This window comes from Vibrio phycocola (genome assembly GCF_053850235.1).
Genome location: NZ_JBSQDJ010000003.1, coordinates 39,825 through 57,525 on the forward strand (window position 1 = coordinate 39,825; position 17,701 = coordinate 57,525).

The 17,701-nt window shown below is 41.9% G+C and carries 12 protein-coding genes; all 12 read left to right on the forward strand.

The annotated features are described in order from the left end of the window. Positions 1-9: 9 nt before the first annotated feature. Positions 10-1,185 carry a cell division protein FtsW gene (gene ftsW / locus ACWU4D_RS06435; RefSeq protein ID WP_456050684.1) on the forward strand — a complete coding sequence of 392 codons (1,176 nt, stop codon included), beginning with the start codon at positions 10-12 and terminating at the stop codon, positions 1,183-1,185. Further along, complete coding sequence (murG, locus tag ACWU4D_RS06440; protein WP_456050584.1) at positions 1,182-2,243, forward strand: undecaprenyldiphospho-muramoylpentapeptide beta-N-acetylglucosaminyltransferase; 1,062 nt, start codon at positions 1,182-1,184, stop codon at positions 2,241-2,243. Before ftsW ends, murG begins: the two co-directional genes overlap by 4 nt. Positions 2,244-2,253: 10 nt before the next feature. Then, positions 2,254-3,714 (forward strand): UDP-N-acetylmuramate--L-alanine ligase, encoded by a 1,461-nt coding sequence (murC, locus tag ACWU4D_RS06445; RefSeq protein ID WP_456050585.1) that lies wholly within the window; start codon positions 2,254-2,256, stop codon positions 3,712-3,714. Positions 3,715-3,871: 157 nt separating this feature from the next. Then, complete coding sequence (locus ACWU4D_RS06450) at positions 3,872-4,654, forward strand: cell division protein FtsQ/DivIB (RefSeq protein ID WP_456050586.1); 783 nt, start codon at positions 3,872-3,874, stop codon at positions 4,652-4,654. After that, entirely contained in the window at positions 4,647-5,909 is a 1,263-nt protein-coding gene (gene ftsA, locus ACWU4D_RS06455; RefSeq protein ID WP_456050587.1) for a cell division protein FtsA, read from the forward strand. Before ACWU4D_RS06450 ends, ftsA begins: the two co-directional genes overlap by 8 nt. Positions 5,910-5,939: 30 nt before the next feature. After that, complete coding sequence (gene ftsZ / locus ACWU4D_RS06460) at positions 5,940-7,148, forward strand: cell division protein FtsZ (RefSeq protein WP_456050588.1); 1,209 nt, start codon at positions 5,940-5,942, stop codon at positions 7,146-7,148. Between the two features lie 102 nt (positions 7,149-7,250). After that, positions 7,251-8,168: a UDP-3-O-acyl-N-acetylglucosamine deacetylase gene (gene lpxC / locus ACWU4D_RS06465; protein ID WP_456050589.1), complete on the forward strand. Its 918-nt coding sequence runs from the start codon at positions 7,251-7,253 to the stop codon at positions 8,166-8,168. A 419-nt stretch (positions 8,169-8,587) separates the two neighbouring features. Further along, positions 8,588-11,311 carry a preprotein translocase subunit SecA gene (gene secA / locus ACWU4D_RS06470; protein WP_456050590.1) on the forward strand — a complete coding sequence of 908 codons (2,724 nt, stop codon included), beginning with the start codon at positions 8,588-8,590 and terminating at the stop codon, positions 11,309-11,311. A 107-nt stretch (positions 11,312-11,418) separates the two neighbouring features. Then, positions 11,419-11,820, forward strand: coding sequence for an 8-oxo-dGTP diphosphatase MutT (mutT, locus tag ACWU4D_RS06475; protein WP_456050591.1), 402 nt, complete (start codon positions 11,419-11,421; stop codon positions 11,818-11,820). A 100-nt stretch (positions 11,821-11,920) separates the two neighbouring features. Then, positions 11,921-12,730: a 4-hydroxy-tetrahydrodipicolinate reductase gene (gene dapB, locus ACWU4D_RS06480; protein ID WP_456050592.1), complete on the forward strand. Its 810-nt coding sequence runs from the start codon at positions 11,921-11,923 to the stop codon at positions 12,728-12,730. A 479-nt stretch (positions 12,731-13,209) separates the two neighbouring features. Beyond that, on the forward strand, positions 13,210-14,349 hold the full coding sequence (carA, locus tag ACWU4D_RS06485; protein WP_456050593.1) for a glutamine-hydrolyzing carbamoyl-phosphate synthase small subunit: 1,140 nt from the start codon (positions 13,210-13,212) through the stop codon (positions 14,347-14,349). A gap of 15 nt (positions 14,350-14,364) precedes the next feature. Continuing rightward, entirely contained in the window at positions 14,365-17,595 is a 3,231-nt protein-coding gene (carB, locus tag ACWU4D_RS06490; protein WP_456050594.1) for a carbamoyl-phosphate synthase large subunit, read from the forward strand. The last annotated feature ends 106 nt before the right edge of the window (positions 17,596-17,701 follow it).

The following is a 17,701-nucleotide window of genomic DNA, read 5'->3' on the forward strand; positions in this document are numbered from 1 at the left end:
GTGACTGCAATATCGAGAGTGACACAAAAATTACAGTATTGGTGTACAACGCCAAGTCCAGATGCTCTATATGATCGCCAATTGGTATGGCTCTCTTTGTCTCTTATGTTGGTTGGTTTGGTGATGGTTACATCCGCGTCATTTCCTGTTAGTTACCGACTTACCGATCATCCTTTTCATTTTATGTCTCGTCATGGTGTTTTTTTATTGATGGCGATTTTGGTTTCCTCAGTCGTCCTTCAAGTACCTACCGAAAAGTGGCTGAAATCGAGTACTTCATTACTGATTCTATCCGTTGTGCTTCTTGTCATCGTTTTGGCTATTGGTAAATCGGTAAATGGGGCGGCTCGGTGGATTTCTCTTGGGCCATTTAATGTTCAGCCAGCTGAAGTAGCCAAACTCTCCTTATTCATTTTTATGTCCGGGTATTTAGTTCGCAAACAAGATGCGGTTAAAGAAAAGTTTTTTGATGGTTTCTTAAAGCCGATTATGGTGTTTGCGCTTCTTGCAGTGCTGTTGTTGGCGCAGCCAGATCTCGGTACGGTCGTTGTTATGTTAGTCACGCTATTTGGCATGTTATTTATTGCTGGTGCTAAATTATCCCAATTTATCGCATTAATGGTTGCGGGTATTTTTTGTGTGATCGGTTTGATTGTGGCGGAGCCTTATCGAATGGCGCGGGTTACGTCATTTCTAGATCCTTGGGAAGACCCTTTTGGTAGCGGTTATCAGTTGACTCAATCTCTAATGGCATTTGGTCGTGGTAACTGGTTCGGTCAAGGGCTGGGAAACTCTGTTCAAAAGCTTGAATATTTACCAGAAGCTCACACCGACTTTGTGTTTGCGGTATTGGGAGAAGAGCTTGGGTTCGTTGGCGTGCTGATTGTTTTGCTATTACTGATGGCTTTAGTACTGAAAGCCATCTTTATTGGAAATAAAGCCTTTAATGAAGGTCACTTTTTTGGTGGATATCTTGCTTTTGGTATTGGAATCTGGTTTGCATTCCAGACTCTAGTTAACGTTGGAGCAGCAGCAGGTATGGTTCCGACAAAAGGTTTAACCTTACCTCTTATCAGTTATGGTGGCTCCAGTTTAATCATAATGTCGGTTGCCGTATCCATTTTACTTCGAATTGATTTCGAACGTCGGCTTCAGGCTAAAATAGAATTAAAAGAAAACAGATGAAAAAAAACAAACGGTTAACGGTGATGGCGGGTGGCACAGGAGGACATGTTTTTCCTGGGTTGGCTGTCGCGAAGCAATTGCAACAGCAAGGTTGGGATATTCGTTGGTTAGGAACTGCGGATCGTATGGAAGCTGAGTTAGTCCCCAAACATGGTATCGAAATAGACTTTATTAAAGTTAAAGGTATTCGAGGTCTTGGTGTCGGGCGTTTACTCAAAGCGCCATTTCAAGTCATTAATGCAATTCGTCAAGCTCGTGCCCATTTTAAACGATTCAAACCTGATGTTGTATTAGGCATGGGTGGTTATGTCAGTGGTCCAGGAGGAATTGCTGCATGGACATTGGGAATCCCAGTCGTGCTGCATGAACAAAATGCGGTTGCTGGATTAACCAATCAATGGCTTGCTCGGATAGCAACACGTGTTTTCCAGGCTTTTCCAGGTGCCTTTCCTACTGCAGATGTGGTGGGTAACCCGGTACGAGAAGATGTTGTTTCACTTCCTGAACCAAAGCAACGGATGGAAAACAGGCAAGGTCCAATTCGTATTTTAGTCATGGGTGGGAGTCAAGGTGCTCAAATTCTTAATCGTACATTACCAGACGTAATGGCTGAACTTAGTGAAGAGTATGAGATTCATCACCAAGTGGGCAAAAACAATGTTGCAGAAGTGGAAGGTTTGTATCAAAACCATCAAATCTTGAATTACAAAGTTGATGAATTTATCGATAATGTTGCTCAAGCCTACGATTGGGCCGATTTAATCGTTTGTCGCTCTGGCGCATTAACAGTGTCAGAAGTTTCTTCTGCAGGATTAGGGGCGATTTTTATTCCATTTATGCATAAAGATAGGCAGCAGGCACTAAACGCTGACCACCTTGTGGCGTGTGGCGGCGCTAAAATGATCGAACAGCCAGATTTGACCGTTGAGAAACTGGTTACGCTGATTCAGTCATTAGACAGAGATATTTTAACTAATATGGCCGTTCAGGCTAGAAAGGCGGCGATGTCAGATGCTGATATGGTTGTCGCCAAAGCAATTGCTTCATTAACAGACTAACGAGAATTTTATGATCATTAAGCACACCCAAGATTTAGCTCAAATTCGAGCAATGGTACCTGAAATGCGTCGCGTAAAATGCATTCACTTTGTGGGTATTGGTGGAGCGGGTATGAGTGGTATAGCTGAAGTGCTGCTAAATGAAGGTTATCAAATCTCAGGCTCTGATATTGCTCGAAATGCCGTAACGGATAGCTTAGAAGAAAAAGGTGCCACCATATTTATCGGACACCGAAGTAGTAATGTTGAATTGGCGAGTGTCGTTGTGGTTTCAACCGCTATTGCACAAGATAACCCTGAGTTGGTTGCTGCAAAGGAGAAGCGAATAACGGTCGTTCGTCGAGCTGAAATGTTGGCTGAATTAATGCGTTTTCGTCATGGCATTGCGGTCGCTGGTACTCACGGTAAAACAACGACAACGGCTTTGGTTACTCAAATCTACTCTGAAGCTGGTCTCGATCCTACGTTTGTAAATGGCGGCTTAGTCAAAAGTGCCGGGACAAATGCGCGCTTGGGTTCTAGTCGAATTCTAATTGCCGAAGCCGATGAAAGCGATGCTTCTTTCCTCTACTTGCAGCCGATGGTGAGTATTGTAACGAACATTGAAGCTGACCATATGGATACTTATGGTGGTAACTTTGAAACGCTGAAACAAACTTTTATTGATTTTCTTCATAACTTGCCATTTTACGGGCAAGCCATTTTATGTATCGATGATCCCGTTATTCGTGAACTGATTCCTAAAGTGAGTCGTCAAGCTGTTACATACGGTTTTTCTGAAGACGCCGATGTACGTATTGAAAATTACCAGCAAAATGGGCAGCAAGGGATATTCACTGTTGTTCGGCATAATAAAGCGGATCTAACGATTACGCTTAATATTCCTGGTCGACATAATGCCCTTAATGCAGCCGCTGCAATCGCGGTTGCAACAGAAGATGATATCGGCGATGAAGCTATTTTAAAAGCAATGGCAAATACCCAAGGTACTGGGCGTCGTTTTGAGCATTTAGGTGAATTTGAAACTGGGAATGGTAAGGCTATGTTGGTGGATGATTATGGTCATCATCCTACTGAAGTCCAGGTTACGATTAATGCTGCTCGCAATGGGTGGCCGGAGCGTCGCTTGGTGATGATATTCCAACCGCACCGCTATAGCCGAACACGTGACCTGTATGATGACTTTGCAAACGTGCTTGAGCATGTTGATGTCCTCATTATGCTCGATGTCTATACCGCGGGTGAAAAGCCTATCGCTGGCGCGGATGGTCGATCATTGTGTCGTACTATTCGCAGTCGTGGAAAAATAGATCCAATCTTTGTTTCAGAAACTCAAGGATTACCTTCGGTTCTCGCTAACGTATTGCAAGATGGAGACTTAATTCTGACGCAAGGCGCTGGAGATGTCGGTAAAGTAGCGCGACAATTAGAGACATTAAAACTCAATATTTCCGATATGCATAAAGTTTAGTTCTCACCTTTGATTATTATGTTTGCATAGACGTTGTAATTATTAGATATTGGAATTGATACTTTGTTTAGTCTCAGTATAATTAATGAGTTATAGCCATTGGGATGGTATCGGTGTTTGATAGGTCATTTATTTACGAACCTTAGGATGTTGGATTTTGACACAATCGGTTATAGATAAATCTCCTCAATTATCAGACTCTAAAATGATAAAGCGTCATCTTTTTGGCGCGATATTTTTTGTGAGTGTCATCATATTGTTAGTCACTCTGTTCTATTCGACAATCAGTTGGATGTGGGATGAGCAGCGTTTACCATTATCGAAAGTGATTATTCAAGGGGACTTACAATACGTTAAGTCCGGTGATGTACAACATGCACTAGGTCAATTATCACATATTGGCACCTTTATGTCGCAAGACGTACTGGAGCTGCAAAATACCGTAGAGCAGTTGCCATGGGTGGAGCATGCTTCAATTCATAAGCAATGGCCTGACACCATAAAGATTTTTCTTACAGAACATAATGTTGAAGCTATCTGGAATGGTAATGAATTACTGGATGAGCATGGCGTAGTTTTTGAAGGCGATCTTGGTTTGTTGGAAGAGGACTATGTCAAGTTATATGGTCCAGATGGAACGGGACTTGCATTAATCGAAACTTGGAAGAAATATACACCCATACTTCAACAGTTGGGGTTACAGGTTTCTTCTCTAGTATTGAACGAACGCCGAGCATGGCAATTTATACTTGATAATGGTATTCGACTCGAACTAGGTAAAGAGTCTCTCGATGAACGAATTAATCGATTTGTTGCCTTATATCGAGATATTGGACAAAAAGTAGAACAAATAAGTTATATCGACCTCCGATATGATACTGGTGCGGCAATCGGGTGGTTTCCAGTACAAGAGGAAGAACAAGAGAATATAAATGACTAGAATGACCGATGACAACATTATTGTTGGTCTCGATGTAGGAACAGCGACGGTATCGGCTTTGGTTGGGGAGTTACTCCCTGATGGCCAAATTAATATTATCGGAGCCGGGACCAGCCCTTCAAGAGGCATGGATAAAGGTGGTGTCAACGACCTAGAATCCGTTGTAAAGTCGGTACAGCGAGCTGTTGATCAAGCAGAATTGATGGCCGAATGTGAAATTAGTAATGTGTTTCTTTCTATTTCTGGCCGTCATATTGCGAGTCGAATTGAAAAAGGGATGGGGACCATCTCTGAAGAAGAAGTCACTCAAGAGGATATGGATCGTGCCATTCACACGGCGAAGTCTATAAAAATAGGTGAAGAGTTACGAATTCTTCATGTAATACCGCAAGAATTTACGATTGATTACCAAGAAGGCATAAAAAACCCCCTTGGTTTATCAGGTGTGAGAATGGAAGTGAGTGTCCATTTAATTTCCTGTCACAATGATATGGCGAGAAATATAATAAAGGCAGTTGAACGTTGTGGTTTAAAAGTTGACCATCTCGTGTATTCTGGATTAGCTGCAGGTAATGCTGTTATTACAGAAGACGAACGTGAACTAGGCGTTTGTGTTGTTGATATCGGTGCTGGTACTATTGATGTGGCTATTTGGACAGGTGGAGCGTTACGCCATACCGAAGTCTTTAATTATGCCGGAAATGCAGTTACGAGTGATATTGCTTTTGCTTTTGGTACGCCAGTCAGTGATGCGGAAGAAATTAAAGTTAAATATGGGTGCGCTTTAAGCGAACTCGTGAGTAAAGATGATACTGTAAATGTTCCAAGTGTTGGTGGTCGTCCTTCTCGAAGCCTACAAAGGCAAACCTTATCTGAGGTAATTGAACCTCGATACACTGAGTTAATGGGGTTGGTTAATCAGTCAATAGACTCAGTGCAAGAAAAGCTAAAAGCTGAAGGCATTAAACATCATTTAGCCGCTGGTGTTGTATTAACTGGCGGTGCTGCACAGATCGAAGGGTTAGTTGAGTGTGCAGAGCGTGTTTTTCGCAATCAAGTACGAGTTGGCAAGCCTTTAGAGGTGAGCGGGCTTACAGATTATGTAAAGGAGCCGTATCATTCTACGGCAGTTGGTCTACTTCATTACGCAAAAGATAGTCAAATAAATGACGAAATAGAATATACTGAGCCGAAACGCCAGCCTATGTCGACATTTTTTGGTCGTTTACGTAATTGGATACAAAAAGAGTTTTAACCTGAGTTGCAGGAAAAACGGAGATAACACATGTTTGAACCAATGATGGAAATGTCTGACGAAGCAGTAATTAAGGTCGTTGGAGTTGGTGGTGGCGGTGGTAACGCTGTTGAACACATGGTGCGTGAATCCATCGAAGGTGTGGAGTTTATTAGTGTTAACACTGATGCTCAGGCACTTCGTAAAACAAGCGTCAATACTGTGATTCAGATTGGTAGTGATATTACCAAAGGCTTAGGTGCGGGTGCGAACCCTCAAGTAGGTCGAGAAGCGGCTCTTGAAGATAGAGAAAAAATTAAAGAATCTTTAGCTGGTGCCGATATGGTGTTTATCGCAGCAGGAATGGGGGGGGGTACTGGTACTGGAGCTGCTCCTGTGATTGCAGAAGTCGCTAAAGAACTTGGTATCTTGACTGTTGCGGTAGTGACAAAACCATTTAGCTTTGAAGGTAAAAAACGTTTGGCTTTCGCTGAACAAGGTATTGAAGAGTTGTCTAAATATGTCGATTCTTTGATTACCATTCCAAATGAGAAACTGTTAAAAGTTCTCGGTCGTGGAATTACCTTACTTGAAGCATTTGGCAGCGCAAACGATGTATTACGCAATGCTGTACAAGGTATCGCAGAGCTGATTACACGCCCTGGTATGATTAACGTCGATTTCGCCGATGTAAGAACTGTGATGTCGGAAATGGGTCATGCGATGATGGGTAGTGGTATTGCCTGTGGTGATGATCGAGCTGAAGAAGCAGCTGAAATGGCAATTTCTAGTCCATTGCTTGAAGATATCGATCTTGCCGGCGCTCGTGGTGTGTTAGTGAACATCACTGCGGGGTTAGACATGCGTTTAGATGAGTTTGAAACAGTAGGTAACACGGTTAAGGCTTTTGCATCAGATAATGCAACAGTAGTAATCGGAACGTCATTAGACCCTGATATGGCTGATGAAATTCGAGTTACAGTTGTGGCAACGGGTATTGGTACTGAAAGACGTCCTGATATTACATTGGTTTCTGGTGGCAAAGCGCCAACCATGTCAGCACCACAACCTCATTTACACCAACCTGCTCAGGCGGCAACTAAACCAGAAGAAAAAGTGGCCTCTAACTTGCATGATAATGTTGAAGTAAAACAACAGCCAACGGCAGGCTCATCTTCTGGTTCAGCACAAGCTGCACCGAAAGAAAAAGAGCAGGGTTACTTGGATATACCAGCGTTTTTACGTCGTCAGGCTGACTAATCAATCCACTAGCATAATTTGACACTGTTCAAAACTATGCTAACATTTACGGTTGATAGCTATATCAACCGTGATGTGTGGTATCAATATTGAGGTAAGCAGATGATCAGACAACGAACACTTAAAGAAATAATCAAAACAACTGGAGTAGGATTACACTCCGGTCGTAAGGTCACGCTCACTCTACGTCCAGCCGCGGTTAATACTGGTATTGTTTATCGTCGCACCGATCTTAATCCACCTGTTGATTTTCCAGCACAACCCGATGCTGTTCGTGATACTGTGCTTTGTACCGCTTTAGTCAATGAAGATGGTATTCGAATTTCAACGGTAGAGCATTTAAACGCAGCTCTTGCCGGGATGGGTGTTGATAACATTATTGTAGAAGTTGATGCACCAGAAATTCCGATTATGGATGGCAGTGCTAGTCCATTCGTATTTTTGCTTCAACAAGCTGGTATTGAGACTCAAAATCGTCCTAAGCGATTTATTCGAGTTAAAAAACCTGTACGTTTTGAAGATGGTGATAAGTGGGCTGAACTTGTTCCTTACGATGGTTTTCGTATGGACTTCGCTATCGAATTTAACCATCCTGCAATTGATGTTGATCAGCAACACCTAAAATTTGATTTTTCTTCTCAAAGCTTTGTTAAAGAAATTTCTCGAGCGAGAACATTTGGTTTTATGCGTGATATTGAGTATCTTCAATCACAAAACCTTTGTCTTGGTGGCAGTTTTGATTGCGCCATTGTTTTAGATGAATATCGAATTTTAAATGAAGATGGTCTTCGATTTGCTAACGAATTTGTTACGCATAAAGTATTGGATGCCATTGGTGATTTATATATGTGTGGCCATCCAATTATTGGTGAGCTTAGAGCATTTAAATCAGGCCATGGGCTAAATAACCAACTACTTCGAGCACTTTTGGCAAATCAAGAAGCGTGGGAATGGGTAACATTTGAAGAAGAGCAAACTTCTCCAGTGGCCTTCGCTGATCCAAATCATGTCTTAGCTTAAGTGAAACTTAGCTAGTAACGATTTTTTAAAAAGCGCCAAGTTTTATGACTTGGCGCTTTTTTTATGTGTGTTTGAGTGTTCCTCGAAACTAAAGTCGCCTAGCGATTTTGGGTCATTATACTTTTCTTTTCTATTCTGTTTTCATTATTATCTGATTACGCTAGTGCCTATCTCGACTAATTGTGTGATAAATCATGATTAAACCCCAAATAAATCAAACATTCGGTTATTGATGATTGAGCAATAGGGCCAAAATTCTTTAAACTATAGTAATCTTTAGGTTTGAACTTGAAATTAACAAGTTGCGCCACAATATTAAACCTCAGTTGAATACGTTCAGTACACTTAGTTGAAAGTTCGACATAGTGAAAGGCGAAGTATTGATCATCCATGATCACAAAGAGAGAGATTCCAAGTAAATGATAACTAAGCTACTGACCAAAGTTATAGGTAGCCGCAATGATAGAACACTGCGCAACCTTAAAAAAATTGTTAAGCAAATAAATAGTTTTGAACCAAGTTTTGAAGCGCTCTCAGATGAAGAATTAAAAGCGAAAACTGTAGAGTTTCGTCAGCGTTTAGAACAAGGTGAAGATCTCGATAAATTATTACCAGAAGCGTTTGCTACTGTACGCGAAGCATCTAAGCGTGTATTTGGCATGCGTCATTTCGATGTCCAGCTTATTGGCGGCATGGTTTTGAATTCAGGTAAAATTGCAGAAATGCGAACAGGTGAAGGTAAAACTCTTACCGCAACTCTCGTAGCATATTTAAATGCTTTGCCTGGCAAAGGTGTGCACGTTGTTACTGTCAACGATTACCTTGCTAAACGTGATGCGGAGACGAACCGCCCTCTGTTTGAATTCTTAGGCATGACTGTGGGGGTGAATATTCCAAATATTCCACCACAAGAAAAACAAGCGGCATACCAATCCGATATTCTTTATGGTACTAACAATGAATTTGGCTTCGATTATTTACGCGATAATATGGCGTTACGTAAAGAAGACCGTTTTCAACATGACCGTTTCTTCGCGATTGTGGATGAAGTTGATTCTATCTTAATTGATGAAGCCAGAACTCCTTTGATCATTTCAGGTCCAGCTGAAGATAGCTCTGAACTCTATACCAAGATTAATGTGTTGATTCCAAGTCTAGAATTACAAGATGAAGAGGATTCAGAAGAGTATCGAGGTACGGGGCACTACACGTTAGATGAGAAAGCTAAGCAAGTATATTTAACGGAAACAGGCCAAGAGTTCGTTGAAGAACTGTTGGTGACAAATAAGTTAATGACTGAAGGTGATACCCTTTATTCACCTGCGAATATTAGTTTGCTTCATCATGTGAATAATGCTCTTCGTGCTCATGTGCTTTTTGAGCGAAATGTCGATTACATCGTATCAGAGCAAGGTGAGGTTGTTATCGTTGATGAGCACACCGGACGTACGATGCAAGGTCGTCGCTGGTCTGATGGTTTGCACCAAGCGGTAGAAGCAAAAGAAGGAGTGAAAATTCAAAATGAGAACCAAACTCTAGCTTCGATAACCTTCCAGAATTATTTCCGTCTATACAATAAACTGTCTGGTATGACAGGTACAGCCGATACTGAAGCGTTTGAATTTCAATCAATTTATGGTTTGGATACGGTTGTTATTCCGACGAATAAACCAATGGTCCGTGATGATATGCCTGATATGGTATACCGTACTGAGCCAGAGAAGTTCGCGGCGATTATTAACGATATTCGTGAACGTGTTGAAAATGGTCAACCAATACTTGTTGGTACGGTATCGATTGAGAAATCTGAACTCCTATCGGATGCTTTGAAAAAAGCGAAAGTCAAACACAACGTATTGAATGCTAAGTTCCATGAAAAAGAGGCTGAAATTGTTGCTAGTGCTGGTACTCCTGGCGCGGTCACGATTGCAACTAACATGGCAGGACGTGGTACCGATATAATGTTGGGCGGCAATTGGCAAATGAAAGTTGCTGAGTTGAATAACCCAACAGATGATCAGATAGCAAAAATTAAAGCTGATTGGCAACAAGTTCATGATCAAGTACTCGCCTCTGGTGGTTTACATATTATTGGTACAGAACGTCATGAGTCTCGTCGTATTGATAACCAGCTTCGTGGTCGTTCTGGTCGTCAGGGTGATGCTGGTTCATCTCGCTTTTACCTTTCTATGGAAGACTCGTTGTTGCGAATCTTTACATCTGATCGCATGGCGAACTTGATTCAGAGTGGTATGGATGAAGGTGAGGCGATTGAAAGTAAGATGCTTTCGCGCTCAATCGAAAAAGCGCAACGTAAAGTAGAAGGAAGAAACTTCGATATTCGTAAGCAACTTCTTGAGTATGATGATGTTGCGAATGATCAGCGTAAAGTGGTTTATGAGCTTCGTGATGAATTGATGGAAGCTGATGATATTATGGACATGCTCAAGCTAAATCGCTTGGATGTGTACAACTCGATCATCGATGAATTTATTCCACCACAATCTCTAGAAGACATGTGGGATATTACAGGTCTAGAAGAACGACTAAAGAATGACTTTAATCTTGAGTTGCCAATTCAAACTTGGTTAGATGATGATGACAATCTTTATGAAGAAGTGTTGCGTGAACGCATTATTGAAAGTGCAGTAACGGTTTATCAAGAAAAAGAAGATATCGTCGGAGCACAAGTTATTCGTAACTTTGAAAAGTCGGTCATGCTGCAAACGCTTGATACGTTATGGAAGGAGCACTTGGCGGCAATGGATCACCTTCGTCAAGGGATTCATCTACGCGGTTATGCTCAGAAAAACCCTAAGCAGGAGTATAAGCGAGAGTCATTTGAACTGTTTGAAGAATTGCTTGAAACATTAAAGTTTGATGTTATTTCAATTTTGTCGAAAGTGCAGGTTCAAAAACCTGAAGAAGTAGACCGCATGGAAGAGCAGCGTCGTGCCCAAGCAGAGGCGGCAGCACGTATGGCTCAAACTAATCATGCAGCAAGTGAAAATATACTTGATGATAGTGAAGCTCCTGTTTCGCCTAAAACAGTGGTGAATGAAGTGAAAAAAGTTGGACGAAACGATCCATGCCCATGTGGAAGTGGCAAGAAATATAAGCAATGCCACGGTAAAATTTCTTAAATCAGTACTGTCTAATTACTCAAACCGCTTCTATTATAGAGGCGGTTTTTTATGGGCAGTACACTCTTACAGTCCTACTTTACTTAATATGCGAAAATGGTATTGAAATGAAAAGAGTTCATATTGTTGCAGCGATTATACTTAATCCAGATAAGAGCCAGATATTTATTACGAAGCGCCCAGACCACGTTCATAAAGGTGGATTTTGGGAATTTCCCGGTGGCAAGGTTGAAGTTAATGAGTCGGTTGAACAAGCGATCGTTCGTGAATTGAATGAAGAGATTGGAATTGAGGTTACTCAGCAACATTTGTTCCATCAATTCGATTATGACTATCCAGATAAGTCACTGCACTTTGACTTTATTTGTGTAACTGAGTTCGTCAATGAGCCCTATGGAAGAGAAGGGCAACAGGGTCAATGGGTCAGCGTTAGCACTTTAGCCGATTTTGAATTTCCAGAAGCAAACCGACCGATTGTCGAACAAGTTATCAATCAGTTTTCAGTCTAAGTTTGAGCTAGCCAATGATAGGCTTTATTGGTAGTTTATTGTAACGCAAAAAATGATATCGCCTACAGATGCGAACAAAACAACAACGGAGAATGAATTAATGGTAAGAATTGCAATTGCGGGTGCAGCGGGCCGCATGGGACGTAATCTTGTAAAAGCGACTCACCACAATAAAGACGCGACAGTGGGGGCTGGTTCAGAACGCTCAGAGTCTTCGTTAATTGGCGTTGATGCTGGTGAATTATGTGGTGAAGGTCGTTTTGATGTTGCCGTTGTCGATGATTTGGAATCGGTGATAAATAACTTCGATGTTATTGTCGATTTTACCGCGCCACAAAATACTTTAGCAAATATCGAGCTGTGTAAAAAACACAATAAAAAGTTAGTGATTGGCACGACTGGTTTTACTGAAGCTGAAAAAAATCAGATTGATGAAGCCGCTAAAGAGATCTCAATTGTAATGGCCCCCAATTATAGTGTTGGGGTTAACCTTGTGTTTAAGTTATTAGAAAAAGCCGCCAAAGTAATGGGTGATTACTGTGATATTGAAATCGTTGAAGCTCATCATCGTCATAAAGTAGATGCGCCATCAGGGACTGCGCTTGGTATGGGAGAAGCAATTGCTGATGCCATGGGAAATAAATTGAGCGATGTTGCCGTGACAGCTCGAGAAGGTATCACCGGTGAACGCAGCCGAGAAGAAATTGGTTTTGCAACCATTCGAGCAGGTGACATTATAGGTGAACACACTGCAATGTTTGCTGATATTGGCGAGCGGGTTGAAATAACCCACAAAGCAACTGATCGTATGACATTTGCCAATGGTGCAATAAAAGCAGCGGTTTGGTTAAACAGTAAATCTGCTGGCTTCTATACTATGAGTGAAGTATTAGATTTAGATCGCCTGTAAGCTCTATTGATTGCGCCAAGCCCTCTTGGCGCATTAGTTTTAGTTCTCTTTTTTTTCATTTATTTTTCGGTCAATATTGCTGTTTTTTCATTATTTAGTTTTGTTTATGTTGCTTTGGTGTTGTTTTTATTACGAAGTAAGTAAAACCAGCTATAAACTCTATCTATGTATCGTTTGCTTGAGTGATTTTTTTTTAAAAACTTAATTTAAGAGTGATCACTCGGATAAATATTCAAATTTAGTCTTATTACTTAGAAATTGATGAGTATTCATATCAATTATATATGTTATAAACCCTTTCCTTAGTTAATGCGCCAAAAGTGCAATTTAACTCTCCTCTAAACGTTGACACAAATCACAGCAATCTTTAGAATGCATCCAATTTGTCCGAAATAGCTATTTACTCAGTTTTATAGCCTAAAGGAAGGCAAATTTGCAGTTTAATCTCATATTTATGCATTTTTATTCTGGAGGTTGTCTTGAGTAAGTCAGCACTGTTAGTCCTAGAAGATGGGACGGTTTTCCACGGAACGTCCATCGGAGCCGATGGAACATCCGTCGGGGAAGTTGTTTTTAATACCTCAATGACCGGGTATCAAGAAATCCTCACTGATCCTTCCTATTCACAACAGATCGTTACATTAACGTATCCCCACATTGGTAATACTGGGACTAATAGCGAAGATGAAGAGTCCTCTGCTATTCATGCTCAAGGTCTTGTCATTCGTGATTTGCCTCTTATTGCGTCAAACTTTCGCAGTGAACAGAGCTTGTCCGAGTATTTAGAAGCGAGAAATATTGTCGGAATCGCCGATATTGATACGCGTAAGCTTACTCGTATCTTAAGAGAAAAAGGCTCCCAAAACGGCTGTGTAATGGCTGGAGATAACCTGGATGAAGCGCTCGCATTGGCAAAATCGAAAGAGTTTCCTGGTTTAAAAGGAATGGATCTTGCGAAAGTCGTGACAACTAAAGAAGCTTATGACTGGAAACAAGGTTCATGGACGTTAACTGGTGGATTACCTCAGCCAGCAGAAGATAAAGAGTTGCCGTTCCACGTTGTCGCGTATGACTTTGGCGCAAAACGCAACATCTTACGTATGTTGGTTGATCGTGGATGTCGCCTGACTGTTGTGCCAGCACAGACACCAGCAGAAGAAGTATTAGCCTTAAACCCTGATGGTGTCTTCTTATCTAATGGCCCTGGTGATCCAGAACCTTGTACCTATGCTATTGAAGCAACTAAGGTATTCTTAGACAAAGGGTTACCGTTGTTTGGTATTTGTTTAGGTCATCAAATCCTTGCTCTAGCGTCTGGTGCAAACACCATTAAAATGAAATTTGGCCATCATGGTGCTAACCACCCAGTTAAAGACTTGGATAGAGACGTTGTGATGATTACTTCTCAAAACCATGGATTCGCAGCTGATGAAGCAACTTTACCTTCAAACTTGAGAGCAACGCATAAATCCCTATTCGATGGTTCACTACAAGGTATTCATCGTACGGACAAACCAGCATTTAGTTTCCAAGGCCACCCTGAAGCAAGTCCTGGACCGCACGATGCGGCACCGTTATTTGATCACTTTATTGAACTTATCAAGCAACATAGCGCTTAATCGGAGTAGTAGATAATGCCAAAACGTACTGACATAAAAAGCATCCTAATCCTAGGTGCTGGTCCTATTGTTATCGGTCAGGCTTGTGAGTTTGACTATTCAGGTGCGCAAGCTTGTAAAGCACTTCGTGAAGAAGGTTATCGAGTTATTCTCGTTAACTCGAATCCAGCAACCATCATGACTGATCCAGAAATGGCGGATGCAACTTATATTGAACCTATTCAATGGGAAGTGGTTCGTCGAATCATTGAAAAAGAACGCCCAGATGCAGTACTCCCGACAATGGGTGGCCAAACGGCATTGAACTGTGCTCTTGAGCTTGATAGCCGCGGTGTGCTTGAAGAGTTTGGCGTTGAAATGATCGGTGCTACTGCTGATGCAATTGATAAGGCAGAAGACCGCTCTCGCTTTGATAAGGCAATGAAGTCTATTGGTTTAGAGTGTCCACGTGCTGATACTGCTAAAACCATGGATGAAGCCTATGCTGTGCTCGAGAAAGTAGGCTTCCCATGTATCATTCGTCCTTCATTCACCATGGGTGGATCAGGTGGCGGTATTGCTTATAACCGTGAAGAATTCGAAACAATCTGTTCTGGTGGTTTAGAGCTTTCTCCAACCAATGAACTTTTAATCGATGAGTCGTTAATCGGTTGGAAAGAATATGAGATGGAAGTGGTTCGTGATAAGAACGACAACTGTATCATCGTATGTTCAATCGAAAACTTTGATCCTATGGGCATTCACACTGGTGATTCAATTACCGTTGCTCCAGCTCAAACGTTAACGGATAAAGAATATCAAGTGATGCGTAATGCGTCATTGGCTGTTCTACGTGAAATCGGTGTTGAAACGGGTGGTTCAAACGTACAGTTTGGTGTTAACCCTGCTGATGGTCGTTTGGTTATCATTGAGATGAACCCTCGTGTCTCTCGTTCTTCAGCATTGGCATCAAAAGCAACTGGATTCCCAATTGCAAAAGTGGCTGCAAAATTAGCGGTTGGTTTCACCCTTGATGAATTGATGAATGATATTACCGGTGGAGCAACACCTGCATCATTCGAGCCAACGATTGACTATGTTGTCACTAAGATTCCTCGCTTTAACTTTGAAAAATTTGCAGGTGCTAACGACCGTTTGACGACGCAAATGAAGTCTGTTGGTGAGGTTATGGCTATTGGTCGTAACCAACAAGAGTCACTGCATAAAGCACTACGTGGTCTTGAAGTAGGAGCGACTGGTTTCGATGAAATGGTCGACTTAAATGACGACGATGCAATTTCTCGTATTCGTAAAGAGCTTAAAGAAGCGGGTGCAGAACGTATTTGGTACGTTGGTGACGCATTCCGTGCTGGCATGAGTGTTGATGATATCTTCCAGCTTACTGAAATAGATCGTTGGTTCTTGGTTCAGATCGAAGACATTATTAAGATTGAACAAGAAATAAAAGCCGGTGGTTTTGCAGGTCTCACTGCGGATGTATTGCGTAAAATTAAGCGCAAAGGTTTTGCGGATGCTCGATTGTCCAAGTTACTTGGTGTAGCTGAATCTGAAATTCGTCGAATTCGCGATCAATTTGATATTCACCCTGTATTTAAGCGTGTGGATACGTGTGCTGCAGAATTCTCTTCGGACACTGCTTACATGTATTCATCATATGATGAAGAGTGTGAATCACAGCCGTCAGATAAAAAGAAAATCATGGTACTTGGTGGTGGTCCTAACCGCATCGGTCAAGGTATTGAGTTCGATTACTGCTGTGTACATGCTTCACTTGCTCTACGTGAAGATGGTTATGAAACTATCATGGTTAACTGTAACCCTGAGACAGTTTCAACAGATTACGATACTTCCGATCGTTTGTACTTTGAACCAGTAACGTTAGAAGACGTATTGGCGATTGCTCGAGTTGAAAAGCCAACGGGTGTTATCGTTCAATATGGTGGTCAAACACCATTGAAATTGGCACGTGCGCTTGAAGCTGCAGGTGTTCCAATCATTGGTACTAGTCCTGATGCTATCGACCGAGCAGAAGACCGTGAACGTTTCCAAAGTGCTGTTGAGCGCTTAGAGTTGAAACAGCCAGAAAATGCTACGGTTACAGCCATGGAGCAGGCAATTGAGAAGTCGAAAGAAATTGGCTTCCCATTAGTTGTTCGTCCATCGTATGTGTTAGGTGGCCGTGCAATGGAAATCGTTTATGACGAGCAAGATTTACGTCGCTACTTCAATGAAGCAGTAAGCGTATCTAATGAATCTCCAGTGCTTCTTGACCGTTTCTTGGACGATGCCGTTGAAGTCGATATTGATGCTATCTGCGATGGTGAGCGTGTTGTGATTGGCGGTATTATGGAGCATATCGAGCAAGCAGGGGTTCACTCTGGTGACTCAGCATGTTCACTGCCACCACATACATTAAGTAAAGAAATGCAAGATGAGATGCGTCAACAAGTTGAGAAACTCGCATTTGAACTTGGCGTTCGTGGCTTGATGAATACCCAATTTGCGGTTAAAGATAACGAAGTTTATCTTATCGAAGTTAACCCACGTGCAGCTCGTACTGTCCCATTTGTATCTAAAGCAACTGGAGCACCTTTGGCGAAGATTGCCGCTCGAGTAATGGCTGGCCAATCATTAGCAGAGCAAGGCTTTACGAAGGAAATTATTCCACCGTACTTCTCTGTAAAAGAAGTGGTTCTTCCATTTAATAAATTCCCTGGCGTTGACCCATTATTGGGGCCAGAAATGCGTTCGACAGGTGAAGTTATGGGCGTAGGTACTACGTTTGCTGAGGCCTTCTCTAAAGCTGAGCTTGGTTGTGGAAGTGTCTATCCAGAAGGTGGCCGTGCGTTAATTTCAGTACGTGAAGGCGATCGCCATCGTGTTGCTGATTTAGCGAAGCAACTTGTTGAACTGGGTTATCAACTTGATGCAACTCACGGCACTGCAGTGGTACTTGGTGAAGCGGGAATTAATCCTCGCTTGGTGAACAAAGTTCATGAAGGCCGTCCTCATATTTTGGATCGCATTAAGAACAAAGAATACACCTACATCATTAATACCGCTTCTGGTCGTCAAGCGATTGAGGACTCTAAAGTACTGCGCCGTGGCGCATTGGCTCAAAAAGTCAATTACACCACGACATTAAATGCCGCATTTGCTACTTGTATGGCTCATACCTCTGATCCAAAAGCATCGGTTGTATCTGTTCAAGAAATGCATGCTAAAGTACTGGAAAACGAAGCGTAAGAGTTTTTTTTCAGTAAGTTAGACGGTATAAAAAATATTGAGCCCGCTATTCGTAGCGGGCTTTTTTATTATTGAGTTATTGTTGGTGACCAGAGCTCGACTCGAG